25 protein-coding genes are annotated in these 20,782 nt (G+C 44.3%); 19 read left to right on the forward strand and 6 right to left on the reverse strand.

Annotated elements, in window-relative coordinates; genetic code table 11:
* The first annotated feature begins 23 nt into the window (after nt 1-23).
* The 3 genes from ABLT31_RS02560 to ABLT31_RS02570 are packed head-to-tail and all read left to right on the forward strand — an operon-like array spanning nt 24 to nt 2,910.
* Nucleotides 24-1,052, forward strand: coding sequence for a methionine ABC transporter ATP-binding protein (locus ABLT31_RS02560; RefSeq protein WP_367748458.1), 1,029 nt, complete (start codon nt 24-26; stop codon nt 1,050-1,052).
* Nucleotides 1,042-1,704, forward strand: a complete 663-nt coding sequence (locus ABLT31_RS02565; protein WP_367748461.1) for a methionine ABC transporter permease — start codon at nt 1,042-1,044, stop codon at nt 1,702-1,704. Before ABLT31_RS02560 ends, ABLT31_RS02565 begins: the two co-directional genes overlap by 11 nt.
* Before the next feature lie 33 nt (nt 1,705-1,737).
* Nucleotides 1,738-2,910 carry a pyridoxal phosphate-dependent aminotransferase gene (locus ABLT31_RS02570; protein WP_367748464.1) on the forward strand — a complete coding sequence of 391 codons (1,173 nt, stop codon included), beginning with the start codon at nt 1,738-1,740 and terminating at the stop codon, nt 2,908-2,910.
* 48 nt (nt 2,911-2,958) lie between these two features.
* Here the strand turns inward: ABLT31_RS02570 and ABLT31_RS02575 are convergent, their stop codons facing one another.
* Entirely contained in the window at nt 2,959-3,090 is a 132-nt protein-coding gene (locus ABLT31_RS02575) for a hypothetical protein (protein ID WP_367748467.1), read from the reverse strand.
* A 131-nt stretch (nt 3,091-3,221) separates the two neighbouring features.
* Here ABLT31_RS02575 and ABLT31_RS02580 point away from each other — a divergent pair, with 131 nt between their 5' ends.
* The 13 genes from ABLT31_RS02580 (at nt 3,222) to ABLT31_RS02640 (ending at nt 13,571) form a co-directional block, all read left to right on the forward strand.
* Entirely contained in the window at nt 3,222-3,530 is a 309-nt protein-coding gene (locus ABLT31_RS02580; RefSeq protein WP_367748470.1) for a magnetosome magnetite crystal formation protein family, read from the forward strand.
* A gap of 82 nt (nt 3,531-3,612) precedes the next feature.
* Nucleotides 3,613-3,783, forward strand: a complete 171-nt coding sequence (locus ABLT31_RS02585; RefSeq protein ID WP_367748473.1) for a hypothetical protein — start codon at nt 3,613-3,615, stop codon at nt 3,781-3,783.
* A 165-nt stretch (nt 3,784-3,948) separates the two neighbouring features.
* A complete protein-coding gene (locus tag ABLT31_RS02590) occupies nt 3,949-4,758 on the forward strand; it encodes a GTP pyrophosphokinase (RefSeq protein ID WP_367748476.1) in 810 nt (269 codons plus the stop codon).
* A gap of 231 nt (nt 4,759-4,989) precedes the next feature.
* Entirely contained in the window at nt 4,990-6,084 is a 1,095-nt protein-coding gene (ispG, locus tag ABLT31_RS02595) for a flavodoxin-dependent (E)-4-hydroxy-3-methylbut-2-enyl-diphosphate synthase (protein ID WP_367748478.1), read from the forward strand.
* Between the two features lie 30 nt (nt 6,085-6,114).
* Nucleotides 6,115-6,357 (forward strand): YqkE family protein, encoded by a 243-nt coding sequence (locus ABLT31_RS02600; protein WP_367748481.1) that lies wholly within the window; start codon nt 6,115-6,117, stop codon nt 6,355-6,357.
* Nucleotides 6,358-6,419: 62 nt separating this feature from the next.
* The gene (locus tag ABLT31_RS02605) at nt 6,420-7,637 is read left to right on the forward strand and encodes a C39 family peptidase (protein WP_367748484.1); all 1,218 of its coding nucleotides are present in this window, start codon (nt 6,420-6,422) and stop codon (nt 7,635-7,637) included.
* A 50-nt stretch (nt 7,638-7,687) separates the two neighbouring features.
* Nucleotides 7,688-7,873 (forward strand): hypothetical protein, encoded by a 186-nt coding sequence (locus tag ABLT31_RS02610; protein ID WP_367748487.1) that lies wholly within the window; start codon nt 7,688-7,690, stop codon nt 7,871-7,873.
* A 12-nt stretch (nt 7,874-7,885) separates the two neighbouring features.
* A complete protein-coding gene (locus ABLT31_RS02615; RefSeq protein ID WP_367748490.1) occupies nt 7,886-8,500 on the forward strand; it encodes a cyclodeaminase/cyclohydrolase family protein in 615 nt (204 codons plus the stop codon).
* Between the two features lie 31 nt (nt 8,501-8,531).
* Nucleotides 8,532-9,260, forward strand: a complete 729-nt coding sequence (locus tag ABLT31_RS02620) for an HAD family hydrolase (protein ID WP_367748492.1) — start codon at nt 8,532-8,534, stop codon at nt 9,258-9,260.
* Nucleotides 9,261-9,443: 183 nt separating this feature from the next.
* Entirely contained in the window at nt 9,444-11,591 is a 2,148-nt protein-coding gene (locus ABLT31_RS02625) for a type IA DNA topoisomerase (protein WP_367748495.1), read from the forward strand.
* A gap of 2 nt (nt 11,592-11,593) precedes the next feature.
* Nucleotides 11,594-12,403 (forward strand): NAD kinase, encoded by an 810-nt coding sequence (locus ABLT31_RS02630; RefSeq protein ID WP_367748498.1) that lies wholly within the window; start codon nt 11,594-11,596, stop codon nt 12,401-12,403.
* A 212-nt stretch (nt 12,404-12,615) separates the two neighbouring features.
* Nucleotides 12,616-13,023, forward strand: coding sequence for an adenosylmethionine decarboxylase (gene speD, locus ABLT31_RS02635; RefSeq protein ID WP_367748501.1), 408 nt, complete (start codon nt 12,616-12,618; stop codon nt 13,021-13,023).
* A 155-nt stretch (nt 13,024-13,178) separates the two neighbouring features.
* Nucleotides 13,179-13,571, forward strand: coding sequence for a hypothetical protein (locus tag ABLT31_RS02640; RefSeq protein WP_367748504.1), 393 nt, complete (start codon nt 13,179-13,181; stop codon nt 13,569-13,571).
* A gap of 217 nt (nt 13,572-13,788) precedes the next feature.
* On the opposite strand, the gene ABLT31_RS02645 is transcribed toward ABLT31_RS02640, so the two are convergent.
* Nucleotides 13,789-13,986: an HTH domain-containing protein gene (locus ABLT31_RS02645; RefSeq protein ID WP_367748506.1), complete on the reverse strand. Its 198-nt coding sequence runs from the start codon at nt 13,984-13,986 to the stop codon at nt 13,789-13,791.
* Between the two features lie 590 nt (nt 13,987-14,576).
* Here ABLT31_RS02645 and ABLT31_RS02650 point away from each other — a divergent pair.
* Together ABLT31_RS02650 and ABLT31_RS02655 are read left to right on the forward strand one after the other, a co-directional pair.
* Nucleotides 14,577-14,807, forward strand: a complete 231-nt coding sequence (locus ABLT31_RS02650; protein WP_367748509.1) for a nucleoside triphosphate pyrophosphohydrolase family protein — start codon at nt 14,577-14,579, stop codon at nt 14,805-14,807.
* Nucleotides 14,808-14,825: 18 nt separating this feature from the next.
* Complete coding sequence (locus ABLT31_RS02655; protein ID WP_367748511.1) at nt 14,826-15,236, forward strand: hypothetical protein; 411 nt, start codon at nt 14,826-14,828, stop codon at nt 15,234-15,236.
* A gap of 72 nt (nt 15,237-15,308) precedes the next feature.
* On the opposite strand, the gene ppdK is transcribed toward ABLT31_RS02655, so the two are convergent.
* The 4 genes from ppdK to ABLT31_RS02675 all read right to left on the reverse strand — a co-directional run bounded on the left by ppdK (nt 15,309) and on the right by ABLT31_RS02675 (nt 19,623).
* On the reverse strand, nt 15,309-17,963 hold the full coding sequence (gene ppdK / locus ABLT31_RS02660; protein ID WP_367748513.1) for a pyruvate, phosphate dikinase: 2,655 nt from the start codon (nt 17,961-17,963) through the stop codon (nt 15,309-15,311).
* A gap of 168 nt (nt 17,964-18,131) precedes the next feature.
* A complete protein-coding gene (locus ABLT31_RS02665; protein ID WP_367748516.1) occupies nt 18,132-18,635 on the reverse strand; it encodes a GNAT family N-acetyltransferase in 504 nt (167 codons plus the stop codon).
* 41 nt (nt 18,636-18,676) lie between these two features.
* Nucleotides 18,677-18,850, reverse strand: a complete 174-nt coding sequence (locus ABLT31_RS02670) for a hypothetical protein (RefSeq protein WP_367748517.1) — start codon at nt 18,848-18,850, stop codon at nt 18,677-18,679.
* Between the two features lie 62 nt (nt 18,851-18,912).
* Complete coding sequence (locus ABLT31_RS02675) at nt 18,913-19,623, reverse strand: enoyl-CoA hydratase/isomerase family protein (protein WP_367748520.1); 711 nt, start codon at nt 19,621-19,623, stop codon at nt 18,913-18,915.
* A gap of 150 nt (nt 19,624-19,773) precedes the next feature.
* Here ABLT31_RS02675 and gnd point away from each other — a divergent pair, with 150 nt between their 5' ends.
* Nucleotides 19,774-20,667 carry a phosphogluconate dehydrogenase (NAD(+)-dependent, decarboxylating) gene (gene gnd / locus ABLT31_RS02680; RefSeq protein ID WP_367748522.1) on the forward strand — a complete coding sequence of 298 codons (894 nt, stop codon included), beginning with the start codon at nt 19,774-19,776 and terminating at the stop codon, nt 20,665-20,667.
* Nucleotides 20,668-20,782 lie beyond the last annotated feature (115 nt).

Genomic DNA, 20,782 nt, shown 5'->3' on the forward strand with positions numbered 1-20,782 from the left:
AAAGAAAGTAGGAGGTTAGCCTTATGATTGTTTTAAAAAATTTATATAAAACCTATGAACAAAATGGCCGTAAAGTAGAAGCGGTGAAAAATGTAAATCTAGAGATTAAAAAAGGTGAAATTTTTGGTGTTATCGGGTTTAGCGGAGCGGGAAAAAGCAGTTTGATCCGCTGCGTTAATCTTTTGGAAACCCCAAGCTCGGGTTCAGTCATAGTAAACGGAGTAGAAATGACCAATCTTGCGGAAAAGCCCTTGCGTGAAGCTCGCCGGAAGATCGGAATGATCTTTCAGCATTTTAACCTGTTATCGTCCAGTACAGTATTTGAAAATGTAGCGGCTCCTCTTAAATTATCCAATACCCCGAAGGATAAAATCGAAAAAAAGGTTAGCGAGCTTCTGCGATTAGTGGGACTAGCGGAAAAAGGCGGCTCGTATCCATCACAATTGTCCGGGGGACAGAAACAGAGAGTAGCGATTGCTCGGGCTCTAGCCAATGATCCGGAGATTTTGCTCTGTGATGAAGCGACATCCGCTCTTGATCCCCAAACGACAGATTCCATCCTTGACTTATTGTTGGATATCAATAAAAAATTTGATATTACGATTATGTTGATTACCCATGAGATGCATGTAATCAAAAAAATCTGTGACCATGTAGCCGTGATGGAGAATGGGCAGGTTGTTGAACAGGGAAGTGTCTTGGAAATTTTTTCTCAACCGAAAACACAAACGACGAAAAACTTCATTAAAAATGTGTTTGACATCCATTTGCCTGAAAACTTGCAACGAAAATTTGCGCAGGAACGAGCTAACGGAGAGCTCATACGCGTCTCATTCGTTGGAGAAACGACAGCTGAACCTGTTTTTGCTGAACTTTCTATCCGTTTTCCGCTTCGCCCCAACATATTGTATGGAAACATTACTCAAATTAAGGAAACAACCTTTGGCAGCCTTATTCTGAAGCTTACGGGGGATGCGGGCGCCATCCGGCAAGGAATAGACTATCTGCAAGGGGAAGGCTTAACGGTGGAGGTGCTGCAGGATGTTGACTAGTTTATTGGAACAAAGCGATCTGTATCTGATATCCTTGGTAGAAACTTGGTGGATGGTATTTTACTCCTTGACCATATCAGCTGCCATTGGATTGCCGCTGGGTATCCTTCTCGTGGTTACTCGGCCGAAGCATATATATGAGAATGCAATCATTTATAATGTGTTGAATGTGATTATCAACATCCTTCGCTCTGTTCCGTTTATCATCTTGATGGTCGCGATTATTCCATTCACTAAGTTTATTGTGGGAACAGCGATTGGGGTAAAAGGAGCCATTGTCCCGCTAGTAGTCTATACGGCGCCTTACATTGCGCGCTTAATGGAAACGGCTCTTCTGGAAGTGGATCCAGGAATTATCGAAGCGTTTAAAGCCATGGGTGCCAGCCGTGGACAGATTATTTGGCGTGTCATGATACGTGAAGCCCGACCAGCCATTTCACTTGGATTGACGATTGCCAGCATCGGATTGATCGGCGCTACAGCAATGGCAGGAGTAATTGGAGCGGGTGGTTTAGGTGACTTGGCTATTCGCTACGGCTACCAGCGTTGGGAGCTGGATGTTATGATCTGGACGGTGGTTCTTTTGGTCATTATTGTGCAAGGTGTCCAATCCCTAGGGAATTTTATAGCTAAGCGTCTTCGCAAAAACTAAGGCACTCAGTATGTCAAGAGGAGAATGAATGCAATGAAAATCGAATCCGCAGATATTATGAAGGGCCTGCCGACCCAATTCTTTGCCACCTTGGTTTCTAAGGTTAATCGGGTGGCCGCTGCAGGACACGATGTGATTAATTTAGGTCAAGGCAATCCCGATCTTCCCACTCCGCAGCATATTGTGGAAGAGATGCAGCGTGCTGTAGCCAATCCCGTTCATCATAAGTATCCTCCTTTCCAAGGGCGCATAGAGTTGAAAGAGGCCATGGCCCATTGGTATAAAATCGAGTTTGGCGTTGAGCTGGATCCGGAAGAAGAAGTGGCTATCGTGTTTGGCGGGAAAACGGGGCTGATTGAGGTATGCCAAGTTCTGTTAAACCCCGGTGATGTATGCCTGGTTCCCGATCCAGGTTATCCGGATTATTGGTCAGGCGTGGCCTTAACCGGTGCCCGGATGTCTTTTATGCCTCTTCGGAAAGAAAATGAGTTCTTGCCTGATTTTGCTGAAATCACGCAATCAGATCTAGATAAAGCGAAATTGATGTTTTTAAACTACCCGAATAATCCTACTGCAGCCACGGCACCGCTAACGTTTTTTGAAGAGACGGTACGATTTGCCGGGGCCCATGGGGTGGTAGTGTGCCATGATTTTGCTTATGGAGCGATTGGGTTTGACGGGAAAAAGCCTGTGAGCTTTCTCCAAGCCGCAGGAGCAAAAGAAGTAGGAGTTGAAGTGTACACTTTGTCCAAGACCTATAATATGGCCGGGTGGAGAGTAGGCTTCGTTGTAGGCAATAAAAAAGTGGTCAGCCTGATTAATCTTCTTCAGGATCACTTGTTTGTCAGCCTATTCGGTGCCGTCCAGATGGCTGCGGCTCATGCCTTAACGAGTTCTCAAGAATGTGTACAAGAGCTTGTTTCCACCTATCAGTCCAGACGGGATGCATTATATCAAGGACTGAAGAACATAGGCTGGGAGGCCAAGCCTTCCCAAGGCTCATTCTTTGCTTGGCTGCCTGTTCCGGATGGGTATACCTCGGTCAGTTTTGCCGATATGCTATTGGAAAATGCTCATATTGTTGTCGCTCCGGGAAAGGGCTTCGGTGAAACCGGTGAAGGTTATGTACGGGTTGGTTTGTTGACGCCTGAAGCAAGACTTCAGGAGGCCGTTGCGAGAATCGAAAAACTGCATTTATTTTCCTGAATGAAAAAAAGACTTGTCCTTTCCGTCTAAAAGGCCAAGTCTTTTCTTTTAGCTCTGGGCAGGATCGTCTTCAGAAAGAATAGAAGGGAAAAGAAGAGGGTGGTTGCAGTCTTCGCAAATCCAAGACATGCCAATTTCGTTTCCATCTTGAAATTTTCCGCAATCATCGCAAGTAATCAAGGGAATTCCCTCCTTCGGAAGTATTTGCATATGAATATTATTCCCTCTTTGCTGCTTTTTTTTCTGTTTCTGAAACTATTTTTTCTAAGGCAACGTATGTATAGAAAGAACGCAAGAAAGGGTGATTATAGATGGATAGAAAAGCATCGCTTATAGTCGTTCACGCGAGTGCCTTTTTCGCTCCAATCCTCATTCCGTTGATCTTTTTGTTTATTACGAAGGATGATGAGGTGAAGGATTTTGCCATACAGGCTTTGCTGTTTCATATACTCATTAGCTTTTGTGTATTTATTTCCACTCTTTTATCTTTTGTATTGATCGGGATTCCGCTGCTTATTTTTTTCGGGATTGTCTGGCTATGGTATCCCGTCAAAGGGATCATCTATGCTGCGCAGGACCGCCCCTATGGCTATCCTATCGTAGCCAAGTGGGTCCCATAAAAGAAAAAGGAAAGTTTTTCATCCGCCCTGCATATAAATATAAAGGTTAAAACCAAGGATTAGGTAATATGGAGGGATTAAGATGTACTTAGGCGTATTCGATCTGAAGCAACGACTAGAACATACGAGGAAGCTTTTGAAAGATAAAATTCGCTTAAAGGAGTTGCTAGACGATGATATTAAAGAATTGGAGCAATCCATCAAAGACATTGAAGATATGATGAGCAAATCTGATAAAGCCATACTCGTTTAATGAGTATCGATAAGGCCTCTCAACTATTGAGAGGCCTTAAAACTTTCCCTTACCGAAGAAATCCTGTAAAATAGATGGGGTAACTATTAGCATGATTTCCCTATCCAGATGTCTTGGATACCGCAATGTCCTGATAGGGGAAGAACTCTGGCAGGAGGAATCGGAGTGAGCAATCGTGATTGGGATAAATTCTTGATCCCGTATGAGCAAGCGGTAGAAGAATTAAAGATAAAGTTTAAAGGAATCCGCAAGGAATATAAGAAAAGGGAAGACTATTCCCCGGTGGAGTTTGTCACGGGCCGGGTTAAACGGATATCGAGCATATTCTCCAAGGCTAAGAGACTCAATGTCGCTATGGAGAATATAGAAACGGGGATTGAAGATATAGCTGGCATTCGCATCATGTGCCAGTTCGTTGAAGATATAGCCAAAGTGAGAGAACTGGTCTTGCAGAGAAAAGACATGGAAATTCTCTATGAAAAGGACTACGTCAACAATCAGAAAGAAAGCGGATATCGAAGTCATCATATTATAATCAGATATCCTGTACAGACCTCCGTCGGTCCCAAAGAAATACTCGCTGAAATTCAAATTCGCACGTTAGCAATGAATTTCTGGGCAACGATAGAACATTCCCTCAACTATAAATATGAACAGAATATTCCCCCGCATATCCGTGAACGGCTGGTTAAGGCAGCAGAGGCCGCACATGAGCTCGATAAGGAAATGTCACTAATACGGGAAGAAGTCAAAGATGCTCAACAGGAATTTGAGACGAAGTCGCAAATGGTAAGCAACATTCTAAGGGACATTCAAAGGCTTTACACCTATGGAAAGGTGACGGAAGCCGATCGGTTCTATCAAAGCTTTAAGGAAATATGGGAATTCGGAAGAATATCCCAACTAGGACATTTGGGTGAACGTATTCGCTTAGCCATTGAAAATGCGGTAACCGATTCGGAAGGGACAGTATAGTCGCCGTCCTTGTTCCTTCAAAAAAAAGCTCCCCAACGAGTGAGGAGAAGAAACAAAGGTTATGAGGTAATATAAGTATATCATAGCTAGGGTTATTTTTACAGAATTTTTTCAAAATTTAAAGCAACCCTATGCGAGTGGGACCTAGAGAAAATTACTATCGACAAGTGGTTAAGATGGTTTAAAATGAAGATAATTATAACTTTTAGAGGAAACAAAAGGAGTCACATTATGTATCATAGAACCCAGACGAAGCAAGTAAAAGTGGGAAATCTGATCATTGGAGGCAGCGACCAGGTCGTCATCCAAAGTATGACCACAACGAAAACAGCTGATGTATCATCCACCGTTGAACAGATTCTTCGCCTTGAAGAAGCCGGTTGCCAAATTGTCCGCGTAACGGTAAACAACATGGAAGCAGCGGAAGCAATTAAAGAAATTAAAAAGCAGATTCACATTCCCCTTGTGGCCGATATTCATTTTGACTATAAGCTAGCTCTCAAAGCAATCGAGAATGGAATCGATAAGGTAAGGATCAATCCAGGAAATATCGGGAAAAGAGAAAAAGTAGAAGAAGTCGTCAAAGCGTGTAAAGAAAAAGGGGTGCCCATTCGAATTGGCGTGAACGCAGGATCTTTGGAAAAGCACTTATTGGATAAGTACGGCTACCCTACGGCCGATGCCATGGTGGAAAGCGCCCTCCATCATATTCGAATTCTTGAGGATTTGGATTTTCATGATATTATCGTTTCCTTAAAGGCATCCGACGTGCCGTTAGCGATTGAAGCCTATACGAAAGCCGCTTCCGCTTTTTCTTACCCATTACACCTGGGCATTACGGAAGCGGGCACTTTGTTTTCCGGTACGATAAAAAGTGCAGCAGGATTAGGTGCGTTATTAGCTCAAGGAATCGGTTCAACCATTCGCATATCGCTTAGCGCGGATCCTGTTGAAGAAATCAAGGTATGCCGTGAATTGCTGAAAACCTTTGGTTTGGCAGCGAATGCGGCGACGCTTATCTCTTGCCCAACCTGCGGAAGGATTGAGATTGACTTGATCTCTGTAGCCAATGAAATTGAGGATTATATCAGTAAAGTCAAAGCTCCTATCAAGGTGGCTGTCCTTGGCTGCGCTGTGAATGGACCAGGGGAAGCCCGTGAAGCGGATATCGGGATTGCCGGAGCCCGAGGGGAAGGTTTGCTGTTCCGTCATGGTGAGATTGTAAGGAAGATTCCAGAGGAAACATTAGTTGAGGAATTGAAAAAGGAAATAGACGACTTGGCTGAGGTCTATCATCGGACAGGAGAACTGCCGAGAAAGCATTAATTGATTTGTTTTGGAAAGGAAGGCTGTCCCATGCGCAAAAAAACTCCTTCCCCAGCTCCCGAAAAGGATAAAGGGTTAAGTTTGGGAGATCTGTTGAGTCAAGATACGGCAGAACTGTTAAAAAGAATAAAAAAGGAAAAAGAACAAGAGCTGCAGCAGCAACGCGAAGAAGAACTGGCTCGCAAGCAATTTGAAGCCAAGCAAAGAGAAAAAAACAAGTCATTTGAAGAACTGTTGAACGAGTCTCAAATGGATTGGAAAAAATATAAGTAAATAACATAAAGAGATAGCCCCCCGTGCAAAATAGGAAATATGATGCATTGGGGGTTTTTGAGTTGAAATGGTTTATGATTGCTGCAGCCGCTATCATTCTGCTAAGTGGGGGGCCTTCAGACGTTCAGGCTGCAGCCACTTATGATGTTTACCAAGGAGAAAAGCTTATAAAACGGTTTGAGAGCAAGCTATCCGCTATTGTTTATGCGAGAAAGTGGGACCACTCATCGGTCAGGCGGGATGGGAATTGGGTTTGGAATAACTACCCGTTCGAAGTTTATCAGTATGACAAAAAGCTGAAAGAGTTTCCAAGCCATCAGCAAGCACTGAAGTATGCGCGGAAATGGGATCATGCCTCCATTAGGAAAATGCCGGGCGATCGATGGCTGTGGGACAACTATCCCTATCAGGTCTATCTTCCCAGTCAGAGCAAAAAAAGCTTTCCTGATGCGGCTCAAGCCATAGCCTTTGCAAAAGCTCATTCGGGTTCCTATATCAAACGTGAGGGAAGGAATTATCCTGTTTTTCATACGGGTAATCAGTTCCAGGTTTATCAAAACAGCAAGCTGCTTAAGGAGTTCTCGTCTCTGAGTACGGCCATTCCTTATGCCAATAAGTGGGAGAATAGCCGAGTGGTTCGAACCTGGGACCAGCAGGAAGTCTGGCGCTGGGCAGCTGCCCGCAAGGGTTTTGCCTTGCTGGACGCACCGTTGATTAAACAAAATCCAGAGCTGCCGAGAGGCTGTGAGGTTACCTCTTTGGCAATGATGCTCCATCATGCGGGCAAAGCAACGAGCAAAATGCTATTGGCGGAACAAGTGATTAAAGACCGTACACCGATTAAGAAGAAGCATGGGAAAATTGTATCGTGGGGAGATCCCTACCTCGGTTTTGTAGGCGATATGTATAATTGGAACAATCCTGGCTTCGGCGTTTATCATGAACCGCTTTTGGTGCTGGCGAATCATCATCTGGAAGGAAAGGCTTTGGATTTGACTGGTTCTGATTTTAACGATGTACTGGAATTCCTGGAAAAGGGGCATCCCGTGGTTGCCATCATCAACTCACGCTTTCGTCCCGTTTATGATTGGATTCAATGGAAGGGGCCCCAAGGAAAAGTCCGAGTCACCTTTCGGGAGCATGCTGTTTTATTGGTTGGGTATGATCAGCGGTTTGTGTACGTGAATGATCCTCTCAGTGGACAAAAAAACCGTAAGCTGGGCCGCTACTCTTTTGAAAAAGGCTGGGAGCAAATGGGCCGGCAAGCGATCACATATTAGCATTCTGAATGACTCCTCCCCGGAATAATATGAAAGAGGGGGGTGCAGGGATGCTAGTTCAGTTTATATCCGTAGTGACATTTCTTTCCTTTATTTTCTTATGGATATTTGATGGTTTTAAAGGTTATTTTAGGAGCTTTGAGCAGGAAATTTCCCAAGCTAGCTACATGGACCGATTAAATAAGGAAAAATACCTAGAAGAAGTGGGATATAATGTGATGAATGATCCTTGGTAGGAGGAGTTGGAAGTGACAGGTTCCCCTTTCGCCCATACGATTGACGAGTACCTTCATGTTTTAAGTTCCTCTAAGCCTACACCAGGCGGAGGGAGCACATCCGCTGTTGTGGCCGCGCTGGGTGCTGCCATTGCCCTAATGGCTGCCAGGATTAGTGACCGAAATGAGGATCAGGTTGATATTCAGCAACGAGTTCAGCGCCTGAAGCAGCACCGGGATGAGTTTGAGAAGCTGTGCCAGGAAGATATGGAATCCTTCCAGCGGGTTATGAACGCGCTGGAGAGAAAAAAGGATGAAGAGCAACTTCAGCAAGTGATTGCGCTTGCCGCTGCTGTCCCTCTCCGACTGGCCAAGGAGTGCTGTTCAGCCATGGTCCTTTGCGAAGAGCTGATCGATCGGATTCAAAAAAATGTGCTGAGTGATCTGGGTTGTGCTGTCTTCTATTTGAATGCGGCCTGCCAGGGTGCGCTTCTAACTATGAATATTAATACCAGATACCTTAAAGATCATGAACAATCTTATCGCCTTCAGCAGGAGGGACAAGCCGTCCGTAAAGAGAGCAATGCCAAATGCAACGAAATTCTTTTCCGGATTGAAGAGGAAATGAGTACCATTTCCGGACATTGAATGCGTAATCTAAATGGAAGGGACAGGCTCTATGTATAAAGCTGTATTTTTGGACTTGGACAACACGATTTTCAGCTTTGATGAGATGTACAAGAAAACATCGCACGAAGCTTTGCAGCAAGTCATTGGAATCGGGCGATTGGGTATTCCCTTTGATCCTTTTTACGAAACCTTTCGTTCCATCGCAGATGAGCTTTATTTTGAATATGAAAAAGGTTTGCGTACAATGGACAGCTATCGTGATGAGAGATGGCTTCGAACATTTGAGCACTTCCAGATTCCGTTGAGCGATGCCACAATGTCTCAATTGAACGAGTATATTGTTACGCAATACCTCAGGCATGTTGAACCGTATTCAGGCGCAAGGGAGTTTTTGCACAAGCTTCAGAAGCAATCTCGGGTGGGCCTAATCACGAATGGTCCGGTGGAAATGCAGATGGCTAAATTAGAAAAAATGGATTTGCGTTCGTATTTTGAAGAAAACTTACTGGTCATTTCTGAAGAGGTGGGCGCAAGCAAGCCGGACCCAAGAATTTTCCATTCAGCTTTATCGAAAGCTGGCATTTCTCCTACAGATGCTGTTCACATCGGCGATTCGATAAAACATGATATTATCGGAGCGAACGGTATAGGAATGGCTTCGGCTTTAATCCATACCCCAGCGGACACTGTGACGCATCAGGCTCCCACTTATCATTTTCAGGATTTCTCCGAGGCTTCAGAAGCTTTTTTCGGAGTAGATAGAGGGAGCTTGGATTAATACAGGTGTTTCGAGATGGTCGATCATTGCACAGCCAGGATTGCAGATTCACTAAGAATGATAAGGGAAAAACCTTCCCTTATCTCACTCCGAATCACTCCCCTCACGAATCAATCTTTTCTATTCAGTGCCAAAAGGATAAAATAGAATGGTGTTTAAACCTTTAGCTCAGGAGGTGTCTCGTTGAAGACGTTAGTCATTGCGGAAAAGCCCTCTATGGGACGAACGATTGCAGCTGTCATCGAACCCAGAGGCAAGAATCATAAAACGTACATAGAAGGAGAAAACTATATCATTACATGGGCCATTGGGCATCTGGTGGAATTGGCTCAACCGGAAAAGTATGACCCCAAATATAAAAGATGGAACCTTGGCGACCTTCCTATTATTCCCCAATCCTTTAAGCTTGTCCCCAACTATAAAACCCGAGATCAATTAAAAACCATAGCCGAACTTTCAAAGCGGTCTCAGCTTTTAATAAACGCCTGTGATGCGGGAAGGGAAGGCCAGCTGATTTTTTATTTCATTCAGAGCCACCTGAAATTGAAGCAATCCGTCAAGCGCTTGTGGATATCTGATTTGACGCCGGAGACCATTCGGCGGGGTTTTCAACAATTGAAGGATGAGGCTGAGTATGCGAACCTGACCAAAGCTGCCCGATCGCGCAGCGAAGCAGACTGGTTAGTAGGAATGAACGGATCGCGGGCCTTCACCTCCCAGGTGAAGTCGCTTGTTTCTGTGGGCCGTGTTCAAACCCCTGTTCTCGCACTGATCTATGATCGCCAGAAGGAAATTGAAGATTTTAAAGTCACGAACTACTATGAAATCGAAGCGCAGTTCCAGCAAGATGAGCTTGTGTATAAAGGGAAATGGATAGGGGAAAGAATTCTGGAGCGAAAACAGGCAGAGCTCGTCGCTGAGAAAGTAAAGGGAAAGCCGGGGCAGATCTCACAGTATGAGAACAAGCCCACGAAAGAATATCCCAATAAATTGTACGATTTGACCTTGCTGCAGCGAGAGGCCAATAGCAAATATCATTTTTCCGCAAAAAAAACCTTAGATCTTGCCCAGGCATTATATGAAAAGCACAAAGTCATTTCCTATCCCAGAACGAATAGCAATTATGTGAATGAGGAGAATATCCCTGAAATGCATAAAGCGCTGGATGCCCTGCGCGGAACAGACTATGATGCGCTTGTTAGCGGGGCGAATAAGAGCCTCGTCCATAAAAATAACCGGAATGTGTGCAACCCTGCAAAAGTAGAGGATCACCATGCCATTCTTCCGACACACAAGAGGGCCGGGAAGCTGGCTCCAGATGAACAAAAGCTTTACGATATGATCGTTCGGCGGTTTCTTTCTCAATTTTACCCTCCTGCGGAGTACCATATTCATACTGTCATGACACAGACTGAAGGAGAGACTTTCAAGACACAGGTAAAGCAATTGCTCTCACCGGGATGGAAAGTAATATATCCGGAAGCACCTAAATCAAAGAAAAAACGGGATGAAGAAGAACATGAAGAGACGATGGGTACGTTTTCCGTAAGCCCTCACAAGGGCGTCCTCTGTCTGCTTGCAGAATGTAAGGATAAGGAGACAACACCCCCAAGCCTCTATACGGAAGGCACCTTGCTTAAGGCAATGGAGAGCGCAGGGAGACGGATGGAGGATGATGAGCTGCGAGAAGCCATGAAAGATACGGGACTAGGGACGCCGGCGACACGGGCTGCTGTGATTGAACGATTAAAAAAGGTCGGATATATCATGATGGAGGGGAAAAAGATAGGGCTTACGCCTAAAGGCCGTTCCACGATTGAATGGATCCGCCAAATTGGCATTGAGCTTCTCACGTCTCCGGAAATGACGGGTCAATGGGAGCGGAGATTAAATCAAATTGCTAAAGGACAAGCATCGGATACCTCCTTTCTCGAGCAGGTAAAAAAGTTGGCAAATCTTATTGTCGATAAAGTGCGAGACCAGCCATTGCCATCCTCTGCCAAAGAGTCTATCCTCCGCACGGCGGCTTCCGAGCGTTCACCGCTGGCTGCTTGCCCGAGAGAGGGCTGTGGCGGAATGATCGTGGAAGGGAGAAAGGGGTATGGCTGCACCCATTTTAAACAAGGCTGTTCTTTTGTTGTATGGAAAAACAGCTTTGGGAAAAAATTATCGGAAAGTATGGTTAAAACGCTCCTCTCTAAGGGAAAAACGAGTAAACTCAAATTTAAGAGCAAGGCAGGGAACCCTTACGAGGCAATGCTTGTATTAAAAGATAAAAATACAGGAGAATTAGAACTAGAATTTATCAATCATAAGAAAGCGGAGATGTAACCATGGATTTTGCTGTCATCAGCAGGGGCGATGAAGTCTCTGAGGCCAAAAAGGAGCAAGTCATTGAGTACTTGAATGGTCAGGGCTATACTTACAATCCAATGATCCCTGAGGTGGTCATAGCGGTAGGGGGGGACGGTACTGTACTGCAAGCCTATCATACTTATAAGCAACGTTTGGATAAAACGGCGTTCATTGCCTATAATACGGGGCATCTTGGCTTTTATTCGGATTGGGACACTGTTGAGTCCCTGCTAGCTGCGATTGTGGGCCGCCGCTTAATAACGGTGGAGTATCCGTTAGTAGCGGCTGAGATAGAAGCGGAAGGGCAAACGGTAGTCTATCAGGCCCTCAATGATATCACCATAAAGGGGGCAAAGGGCTCGGTTCAAATTGATGTGCAGCTTAACGGACACCACTTCGAGTCGTTTAAGGGAGATGGGTTATGCATCTCAAGTCCTTCGGGCAGTACAGGCTACAACAAAAGCTTAGGAGGAGCCATTGTTCACCCATCGCTTGAGATGATCCAACTCAGTGAGATGGCTTCGATCAACAACCGAGTTTACCGAACCATAGGTTCTTCCCTGGTTATTCCGAAGCATCATATCCTGACTTTACTGCCTAAGGAAGATACCTATATGCTATCTGTCGATCATGAATCGTTTCCGATGGATTCCATTCAGCATATGAGGTGCTACGTCGGAAAAGAAAAAATTCGCTTTCTTCGCTGCCGGTCCTTCCCTTTCTGGAATCGGGTAAAGGAAGCGTTCATTTCCCTGAATGACTGCGAACCAAGGGGCGGAAGAGAGTAATAACAGGAAGGCTGGTTAAAATTAACTGGCCTTCTTTTTTGTTCGAATCCAAAAAAAAGGTTGCGTCATGATTCAATACATGTTATTTTATTCATTGTTGATACAGAATAGGAACCAGGATTCACTCAAGGAAATTCTCCTCGATGAAAGTGAATGGCGTAGGTCCTAGCGATATCGTTTAACTATAATATGCTAGGAGGGGGGACCGAAAGATGGAATACTCAACTTTCGGAAGACATGTTGCAATTGATACTTGGGGTGTAGACTTTGATTTGTTAAACAATGCAGAACTACTGCAACATCATATGGTAGAGGCTGCTGAAGCTTGTGGGGCAACAGTATTGTCTGTACAGTCCAAGCAATTTGATCCACAAGGAGCTACAGTTCTGGTTCTTTTGTCAGAGAGTCATCTCTCGATTCATACGTACCCTGAGAGAGGGTTTGCCGCGCTTGATTGCTACACTTGCGGTGATACCGTAGATCCTGAAGTTGCTATTGAATACTTGGTTAAGATCCTAAACCCTGAGAAAGCTTACGCTCGTAAGATCATCCGCGGTGTTGGCGAGATGGAAGTCGTTACACCTGATCTTGTGAAGGAAGCTGTACCGGCCATAAAGTAATGATGATTTCAGCCACCTACGCTAGGTGGCTTTTCCAATACTTACTTGCATCTTTTGAATTGATTTGATGATACAATGTCACTAATATACAAGAGGACCTCTTCAACTAATTCTAAATAGAATAGGACGTGATGTTAATGAATCACATCTTTCTAATGTCTGAAAGTCCTGAGGCTCAGCTGAAAACGAATATCATCGCTGGAGAAGAGTGGATTGATGTCCGTAAATGCAAAAATGATGGATGCATCGGCTGGTCAAAGAATCTGGATATGGAAGTATGTCCATTTTGCAAGGGAAAAATGGCCATCACCCAAAAGAAGACTCCACAAATCCAAGCTGTTAATTCATGTCGCAATTGCTTCTATCTTGTTAAGTCTGAGAATCTATGCATGAAAAAGCAGAAAAAGCTCTCTTTCCATGCTAGTGATCATTCTGAAGATTGTTCCTCTTACAAGATGGAACGCAAGGCAACTAAAAAAGAGCGTCTGGAAAAAGAGCAGTTTCTTACAGAGTGGAAAGAAAGACACTCTAGTATGAAAGCTAATTAATATAAATGAAAAGAAGAATGTGCAAAAGGGTTGTTCCCTTATTGAGCGCATTCTTCTTTTTTGGCATATGAATTTATTTTTAATAAAATTAAGCGTTTTCATTGATTGTTTTTTGCTATTGGAATATAATAATATTGTCGAGTGTTTAAATGTTTTTACATCCTTATTTTGGCGTTTCTCAAATGATACTTTTGGGAAACGCCCTTTTTCATTTGGTTTAAATTACAACCCACTTGCCTTTCCCTTTGTTTTTGACCAGCTTATTATATTCTAACGTTTTTAGATCTCTCTGAATGGTACGTGCAGTATATCCAAATTCTTCAGCCAACTCCGTAGAATGTACATCATTTCCTTTCTTCTTCAGATAGTAATAGATGGATTTGATACGGGTTACCATGCGTTCATTTGGATTCAACTAACAACGCCTCCTTTTAGAAGTGAGAAATTCGATAAGAGAATACGCTTTTCGCCTGAATCGGCCGTTGGGGGAATCAGAAAGGCTAGATTTGGTCGCTTTTCTGTCCTGTCGAATCTTTGTCCTAAAACATTGTTCAGTTCTTGCAATATCGCTTAGGTTAGGGGACGCTACCTTCTGCAAATGGCAAAGCTAATTTCCATTACTTGGATAACTCCTTAGGAATTATTCTGGATCTAATTTCTATTTTTATCCTTTTATCATTATATATTATCTAGAAATAATTATGATGGGAACTAAAAAAGCAGAAGTTGGTCAGGTTTCCATTGCAATAAAAGAACTGAAAGTTTGGTAAAGTGAATTTATTATATATTAAGGGTAACATATAATACTCAGAAAGGGAACTAACTTGACTATATTTTCATCATTCCTACATTATTAATGTAGCATGCAGATGTAAAGCTAGTGTTGATTTCGTCTGAATAAATTTTAAAGTTCCTTTATGGGTTGTATATCTTTAATTGGGTATAATCAACTATAGAAATCATGTATAATATGTTCAGGCGATTTGTAGGGAAGGAGTGGAAAAAATGACTAAAGAAGAAATTTTGCAGGCTCTGCAGCAAAAAGGCCTAGAAGAAATTACCGAACTGATAGAGGATGCGGAAAAGGGAGATTTAGAGGAGCTTGAACTTGTTGAATCCATTGGGCTGGTTCACGATCCTCTGCTAAACGAAGCCGTTCTCCAGCTGTTGCAGGACTTAGGGGTTGAGTTAATCTTCGTTACGGATGATGATGAAGATGAGGAAGAAACGGAATAGTTAGCAGGAGGACAGGCAATGAATAATTTAGATGACCTTTTCATATGCACGAATCCATCCCGACGGGATGTGAAGAAGATTTTCGGACAAGAGAATTACGCGCGGGGGATCATCCTGAAGAATGGTGACGTGATCGTTTGGAATGGCGAGGTCATGCACAGTAAGGTCATGCCCTTTATGCCTGAGACAGGTCTTCATTTCAGCATTTTTAAGGATAAGTTAGAGGTTTGCTGGCAATTTGAATCTTGGTCAGATGTCCAGGAACGATTAAAGCAAGCGAAGAAGTATTTTGAAATCCTTGAATATCCAGAAGACGGAAGGGTAGTCATGGATACGATGTTTTACACCCATACGAAGAAAAAGTTTCCTGACATTCAATATAAGGATCTTTTTCAGGAGGGTTTTGAACTGAAGCCGATGGAAGAATAGCCGAGATAAAAAAAGCGGGGCTCTAACCTTCATCCGTAAGGAATGGTGGGTTTGACCCCGCTTCATTTTTGATTACCGTTTTCTAACGCTTTCTTGGACTATCGCGGCCTGAGCGGCGGAAACGATGCCGACCGGAACGAGATGAGGAACACAAGAGAGATAATCTAAGCCAATTTGGTGGAAGAAACGGACAGATTTTTTCTCGGCGCTTGGTACACCGCATACGCCAACCCGAAGGTTCGAATTATTGTTTCGTCCATTCTCAGTTCCCACTCGAATCAATTCTCCTACTCCATCCTGATCCAAATAGATGAAAGGGTTCTCCGGAAGGATCTTATAGTCGATGTAATAAGCGAGATATTTCCCTTCGGCATCATCACGGCTGAAGCCATACGTAGTCTGGGTAAGATCGTTGCAACCGAAAATGATGAAATCGGCGTGTTTTACGATTTGGCCCGCGGTCATGCAAGCTCTGGGAAGCTCCATGAAAGCTCCTATAGGAATTTGGATGTGATCCTGATAAGCCCCAAAAATATGGTTTAGTGTTTCTTCTACCTGCTCCCGCACGACCTTCATTTCATTCGCGTGGCTGATCAGCGGTACGATAATCTGCGGTTGGACGCGGATGCCTTCCTTCTTAAGCTCAAGAGCCGCTTCAATGATGGCGGTCACTTGCATCTCATAAATTTCTGGGTAGGTTATCCCGATTCGGCATCCCCGATGCCCGAACGAAGGGTTTAACTCGTCCAACGTTTTTACCCTGCGCAATAGCTTCTCTTTTTCTTGTACTTCCTCGAAGTTTTTATGAAGCTTGGCCCGTTCTATTTCTATGGATAGCGTTTCGGCACTGGGCAAAAATTCGTGGAGCGGAGGGTCTAGCAGGCGAATAATAACGTCTTTTCCCTCCATAATCCGAAACATCTCAAGAAAATCACTTTTTTGCATGGGAAGCAGCTTGTCCAATGCCTTCTTTCGCTCCCATTTGTTTTGCGATAAGATCATTTCCTGGACGATCGGAACCCGGATCGGATCCATGAACATAAATTCTGTTCGACAAAGTCCAATTCCCTCAGCCCCAAGTGACTTGGCTTGTGTAGCTTCTTTAGGCGTGTTAACACTTCCGAGCACTTCCATGGTTTTCCTTCTTTTCGCCCAATATAAAAGGGTTGTAAACTCCTGGCTTAAGGTTGGGGCGACCAAGGGGGCCCGACCTAGGATAACCCTTCCGGTTGAACCGTCAAGGGTAAGGGTATCCCCTGCCTTTAATGTAACCTCGCCAAAGCTCACCTCTTGCCTGGATTCATCCAACTGCATGGATTCGCAGCCCACGATGCAAGGCTTGCTCATGTCGCGTGCTACTACCGCGGCATGGCTCGTCATTCCCCCGTGGCTGGTTAGAATGCCGACACTGGCAACCATGCCATGGATATCATCCGGACTCGTTTCCCTTCTGACCAAAATGACCTCATGGCCGGTACGCTGAAGCCGTTCGGCTTCTTCCGAATCGAATACAATGATTCCGGCTGCCGCTCCAGGACTAGCCGGCAGACCGGTTGCCAGGACTTCGACTTCAATATCCGAATCGAGTGTTTCATGCAATAGGGATATGAGTGAATGTGGATCTACTCTTAATAGAGCCTCGTCTTGCGTGATGAATTCCTCTTCGGCCATATCTACGGCAATTTTAATACTTGCCTGGGGCGTTACTTTAGCTTTGCGGGTCTGAAGGAGGAATAGCTTGCCTTGCTCGATAGTGAATTCAATATCCTGCACATCACGATAATGGGTCTCCAGGTTTCGCGCCAGCAGTTTAAATTGCTGATACGTATCTGGCATTAATCGCTTCAATTCGGATAAAGGCTCCGGGGTGCGAATGCCTGAAACCACATCTTCTCCTTGAGCATTTTGCAGGTATTCTCCGAATAATTCATTCTCCCCATTATTCGGATTGCGGGTGAAGGCTACGCCTGTTCCAGAATCGTCCCCCATATTTCCGAATACCATGGCTTGGATATTGACTGCTGTCCCATAATCTATCTCAATACGGTTGATTCGTCGAAATAAGACCGCCCGTTGATTGTTCCAGGATTCGAAAACCGCTCCGATGGCTAGCATCAATTGGACTTTAGGATCTTGGGGGAATTCGTCTTTTATTTCCTTTTTTACGATTTTTTTATAAGACTTAACCAGCTCATAGAGATGAGCTGCGGAAAGATCAGCATCTCTAATGACTTGAGCTTTTTTCTTCAGCTGATCCAGTTCCCATTCAAATTGATAATGATCCACTTGTAAAACAATATCACTGAACATTTGAATAAACCGCCGGTAAGAATCAAAAGCAAAACGAGGATTTCCCGTCTTTTGGGCTAACCCTTCCACGGTCGTGTCGTTCAGGCCCAAATTCAGGATGGTATCCATCATGCCTGGCATGGAGATGGGTGAACCTGAACGAACAGAGACCAGCAGAGGATCTTTAGCATGTCCAAATTCTTTGCCCGTCATCTCTTCCATTGTTATTAAAGCGTCATCAATTTGCTTTTCGATGAGCGAGTTGATTTTTTTGCCATCTGCATAAAACATGCGGCAAGCTTCGGTACTCACGGTAAAACCGAAAGGAACAGGAAGACCTAGACTATACATTTCAGCCAGGTTAGCGCCCTTTCTCCCTAATAGGTCATTCATTCCTGCATTTCCCTCTGAAAATAGGTACACATGCTTGTCGTTCATCCGAATGCTTCCCCCTGGTTTGATTTAATAATTCTTTCTATTGTAGCTATTATAGTAGAAAACTTGTAGGAATTGTAAGTTAAGTTTTGTCCATTTATTAAAAAAGCCATGGCTTATGCCATAGCTGCAGGGTTTCATTTATAAGTTTTGAACACAGTTGATATTGCGTCATCCAAGCTTTCTGGTCAAACTTTTGAACATCAGAAAGCGCGGACTGCTGTCTTCCTCTCGCTCTTGATCAATAATGTGATAACCATTCCGTTGATAAAATGAAACGGCTTGCTGATTCATACTGCTGGCATGCAGAAAAGAGGAAATCGCACCCATCTGTTTTCCCATAAGCTCATAGTGTTCCAGCAACATATGGCCATAACCTTTTCCCCTAAATGTCCGCTCTACGAACATTTGCATCAGATATACGGTCGATTCGTTCTTTTGGAATAAATAAAAGCCAATCAATTCCCCAAGTCCATCATAAAGGAGATGAGAGTGGCAGCCTTGTTCTTCAATCCCTTCAGTATACCATTGGGTGATGTTCTGATAGAACTGATCATCAAAGTTCATCTTCGTAAAGTTCAGCGAATATAGCTCTTCCTGATGGTCGAGAATGATTGGCAAATGGTGGCCTGAGTACTTTTCCCATTTAAATAGGGAATGCTGTGACGGGATCATAGGCTTTCCTCCATACTGTTTTCCAGGTAAAAGAGCCGGATTTATTCCGGATCGGGTTCGGATTGGACGTCTAATGATTTAAAGCGCGACAGGATCTTGCTTGTTCGTCCTTTTCTATCTTTCACTTCATCGGCCGCAGGAAGTGGATATTTTTTCATCAGGCCATTTTTGGATGTATCAGGTCGATGGTGTTCCGATGGCTTGTCCTTAGTCATCCGATTAAGTCCTTTCTTTCTTGAGTTTCCTTTTGATGAGCAGCTGTTAGCCCTAGTTTATTCTAGTCCCATTGAGGACGGCGGCCTTCCAGGAAGGCATGGGCTCCCTCTTGGTAATGCTTCGATTCAATGGAGAGAGAAAGCGCTCTCCATGGATCCATATCGAGAAAAGCCGCTTTTGCATATTTTAGCGCAACAGGGGATTTGGCCGCAAATTGTTTTGCGTACTCCGCTAATTCTTCATCTATGCGTTTATTGGTTTGAACCCGGTCCGCAATTCCGTAAGCTTGCGCCGCATGGGCATTGATGGTCAAGCCGGCTAGGACAAGCCTCTTGGCTACCTGTAATGGAACGAGCTGCTGAAGACGCTTGGTATTGTAAGTGAATCCGACATTTACTCCTGGAAAACCGATTTTCGCCTTTTGCTCCATCCATCGGAAGTCACAGGCAAGAGCCAATTCGGCACCAGCGCCCATGGCATACCCCGTAATCTTGGCAATCGTGACATAGGATGCAGTCTCCAGCTTTGTTAGGAGTTTCTCGAAGTCGTGGAAAAGGGTCTCTACTTCGTTAGGGCCCATCTGGGCTAGCTTCTCTAGGTTCATTCCCACAGAAAAATGCGGCGTTCCTTCTATGATAAGGGCTGGTAGATTGCTGCCGAGATGATCGAGGGCTTCAATGAATCGACGAATAAAAGTCAAATCAATCGGATTCCCTTTTTCGTGGGTAAATTTGATATGAGTATATTGAGGGTACTCGATTACTTGGAACATGATATCTCCTTTTCTTCTCCGTCAATACTTCTAGTTTACCATATTTTTCATTTTTTTAAGGCACATTTTCTTTCCGGAAAAAACAAAATTTATAACTATGTAGAGAAGGTGGGCACAGGCTTAAGGCATAGAAGAAAGGGGCAAGATTCTATGAGAATCGGACTGATCGGCTTGGGCAAGATGGGATTAAACTTGGTACAAAATTTATTGGATCACGGCCATGAAGTTGTAGGATTTGATCTGGATACAGCGGCTGTGGAGCAATTGAACAGCTTTGGAGGAGTTCCTGCGCAGACTTACAAGGAGCTGGTGGATGCTTTGCCAACACCTAAGATCATATGGCTCATGATTCCGCATGCAGTGGTAGACGACTCCCTGAACAAGCTTATTCCTTTCCTTTCAAAAGGGGATATCGTAATTGAAGGAGGAAATTCCCATTACAAAGAATCTATCCGACGTTATGAGACCTTAAGGGAAAAAGGCATACATTTCTTAGATGTCGGAACGTCTGGGGGGATGGAAGGAGCACGTCACGGTGCCTGTTACATGATTGGCGGAGATCCGGAAGCTTGGGAGCGAGTTGAGCCTGTTTTTCGGGATACGGCCGTCGAAAAGGGATATCTCTATGCAGGAAAGGCTGGCAGCGGTCATTATTTAAAGATGGTGCATAACGGGATTGAGTATGGGATGATGGCTGCGATTGGCGAAGGTTTCGAAGTGTTGGAAAAAAGCGGCTATGATTATGATTACGAAAAGGTAGCGCGTGTTTGGAGCAATGGTTCCGTCATTCGCGGATGGCTCATGGATCTAACCGAGAGGGCGTTCATGAAAGATGGAAGACTGGAAGCCATCAAGGGAGTTATGCACTCATCAGGGGAAGGGAAGTGGACGGTTGAGGAAGCCCTTGACTTGCAGTGTGCAACCCCGGTCATTGCGATGTCCCTTCTCATGCGATATCGATCATTAGAAGCAGATACGTTCACAGGAAAGGTTGTGGCTGCCCTTCGAAATGAATTCGGCGGACATGCTGTGGAAAAAAAGTAAAAAAAAACTGTATCGAAGTATTTCAGGTTAGCAAAACCGCCTTAACTGGAAGTTTTTTATGCCTTCACGGTAAAGAATAAGGGTGTCCCAAAACAAAGTCCCAGGCACTTTGTGG

It is taken from the genome of Ammoniphilus soli (assembly GCF_040813775.1).

Coding starts and splice junctions, on each gene's coding strand:
- ABLT31_RS02610 (WP_367748487.1), top strand. CDS start 7,688: ATGCTAGTTCAGTTTATATCCGTAGTGACATTTCTTTCCTTTATTTTC.
- ispG (WP_367748478.1), top strand. CDS start 4,990: ATGTATCATAGAACCCAGACGAAGCAAGTAAAAGTGGGAAATCTGATC.
- ABLT31_RS02570 (WP_367748464.1), top strand. CDS start 1,738: ATGAAAATCGAATCCGCAGATATTATGAAGGGCCTGCCGACCCAATTC.
- speD (WP_367748501.1), top strand. CDS start 12,616: ATGGAATACTCAACTTTCGGAAGACATGTTGCAATTGATACTTGGGGT.
- ABLT31_RS02630 (WP_367748498.1), top strand. CDS start 11,594: ATGGATTTTGCTGTCATCAGCAGGGGCGATGAAGTCTCTGAGGCCAAA.
- ABLT31_RS02580 (WP_367748470.1), top strand. CDS start 3,222: ATGGATAGAAAAGCATCGCTTATAGTCGTTCACGCGAGTGCCTTTTTC.
- ABLT31_RS02655 (WP_367748511.1), top strand. CDS start 14,826: ATGAATAATTTAGATGACCTTTTCATATGCACGAATCCATCCCGACGG.
- ppdK (WP_367748513.1), bottom strand. CDS start 17,963: ATGAACGACAAGCATGTGTACCTATTTTCAGAGGGAAATGCAGGAATG.
- ABLT31_RS02675 (WP_367748520.1), bottom strand. CDS start 19,623: ATGTTCCAAGTAATCGAGTACCCTCAATATACTCATATCAAATTTACC.
- ABLT31_RS02560 (WP_367748458.1), top strand. CDS start 24: ATGATTGTTTTAAAAAATTTATATAAAACCTATGAACAAAATGGCCGT.
- ABLT31_RS02670 (WP_367748517.1), bottom strand. CDS start 18,850: ATGACTAAGGACAAGCCATCGGAACACCATCGACCTGATACATCCAAA.
- ABLT31_RS02665 (WP_367748516.1), bottom strand. CDS start 18,635: ATGATCCCGTCACAGCATTCCCTATTTAAATGGGAAAAGTACTCAGGC.
- ABLT31_RS02650 (WP_367748509.1), top strand. CDS start 14,577: ATGACTAAAGAAGAAATTTTGCAGGCTCTGCAGCAAAAAGGCCTAGAA.
- gnd (WP_367748522.1), top strand. CDS start 19,774: ATGAGAATCGGACTGATCGGCTTGGGCAAGATGGGATTAAACTTGGTA.
- ABLT31_RS02585 (WP_367748473.1), top strand. CDS start 3,613: ATGTACTTAGGCGTATTCGATCTGAAGCAACGACTAGAACATACGAGG.
- ABLT31_RS02640 (WP_367748504.1), top strand. CDS start 13,179: ATGTCTGAAAGTCCTGAGGCTCAGCTGAAAACGAATATCATCGCTGGA.
- ABLT31_RS02620 (WP_367748492.1), top strand. CDS start 8,532: ATGTATAAAGCTGTATTTTTGGACTTGGACAACACGATTTTCAGCTTT.
- ABLT31_RS02565 (WP_367748461.1), top strand. CDS start 1,042: ATGTTGACTAGTTTATTGGAACAAAGCGATCTGTATCTGATATCCTTG.
- ABLT31_RS02600 (WP_367748481.1), top strand. CDS start 6,115: ATGCGCAAAAAAACTCCTTCCCCAGCTCCCGAAAAGGATAAAGGGTTA.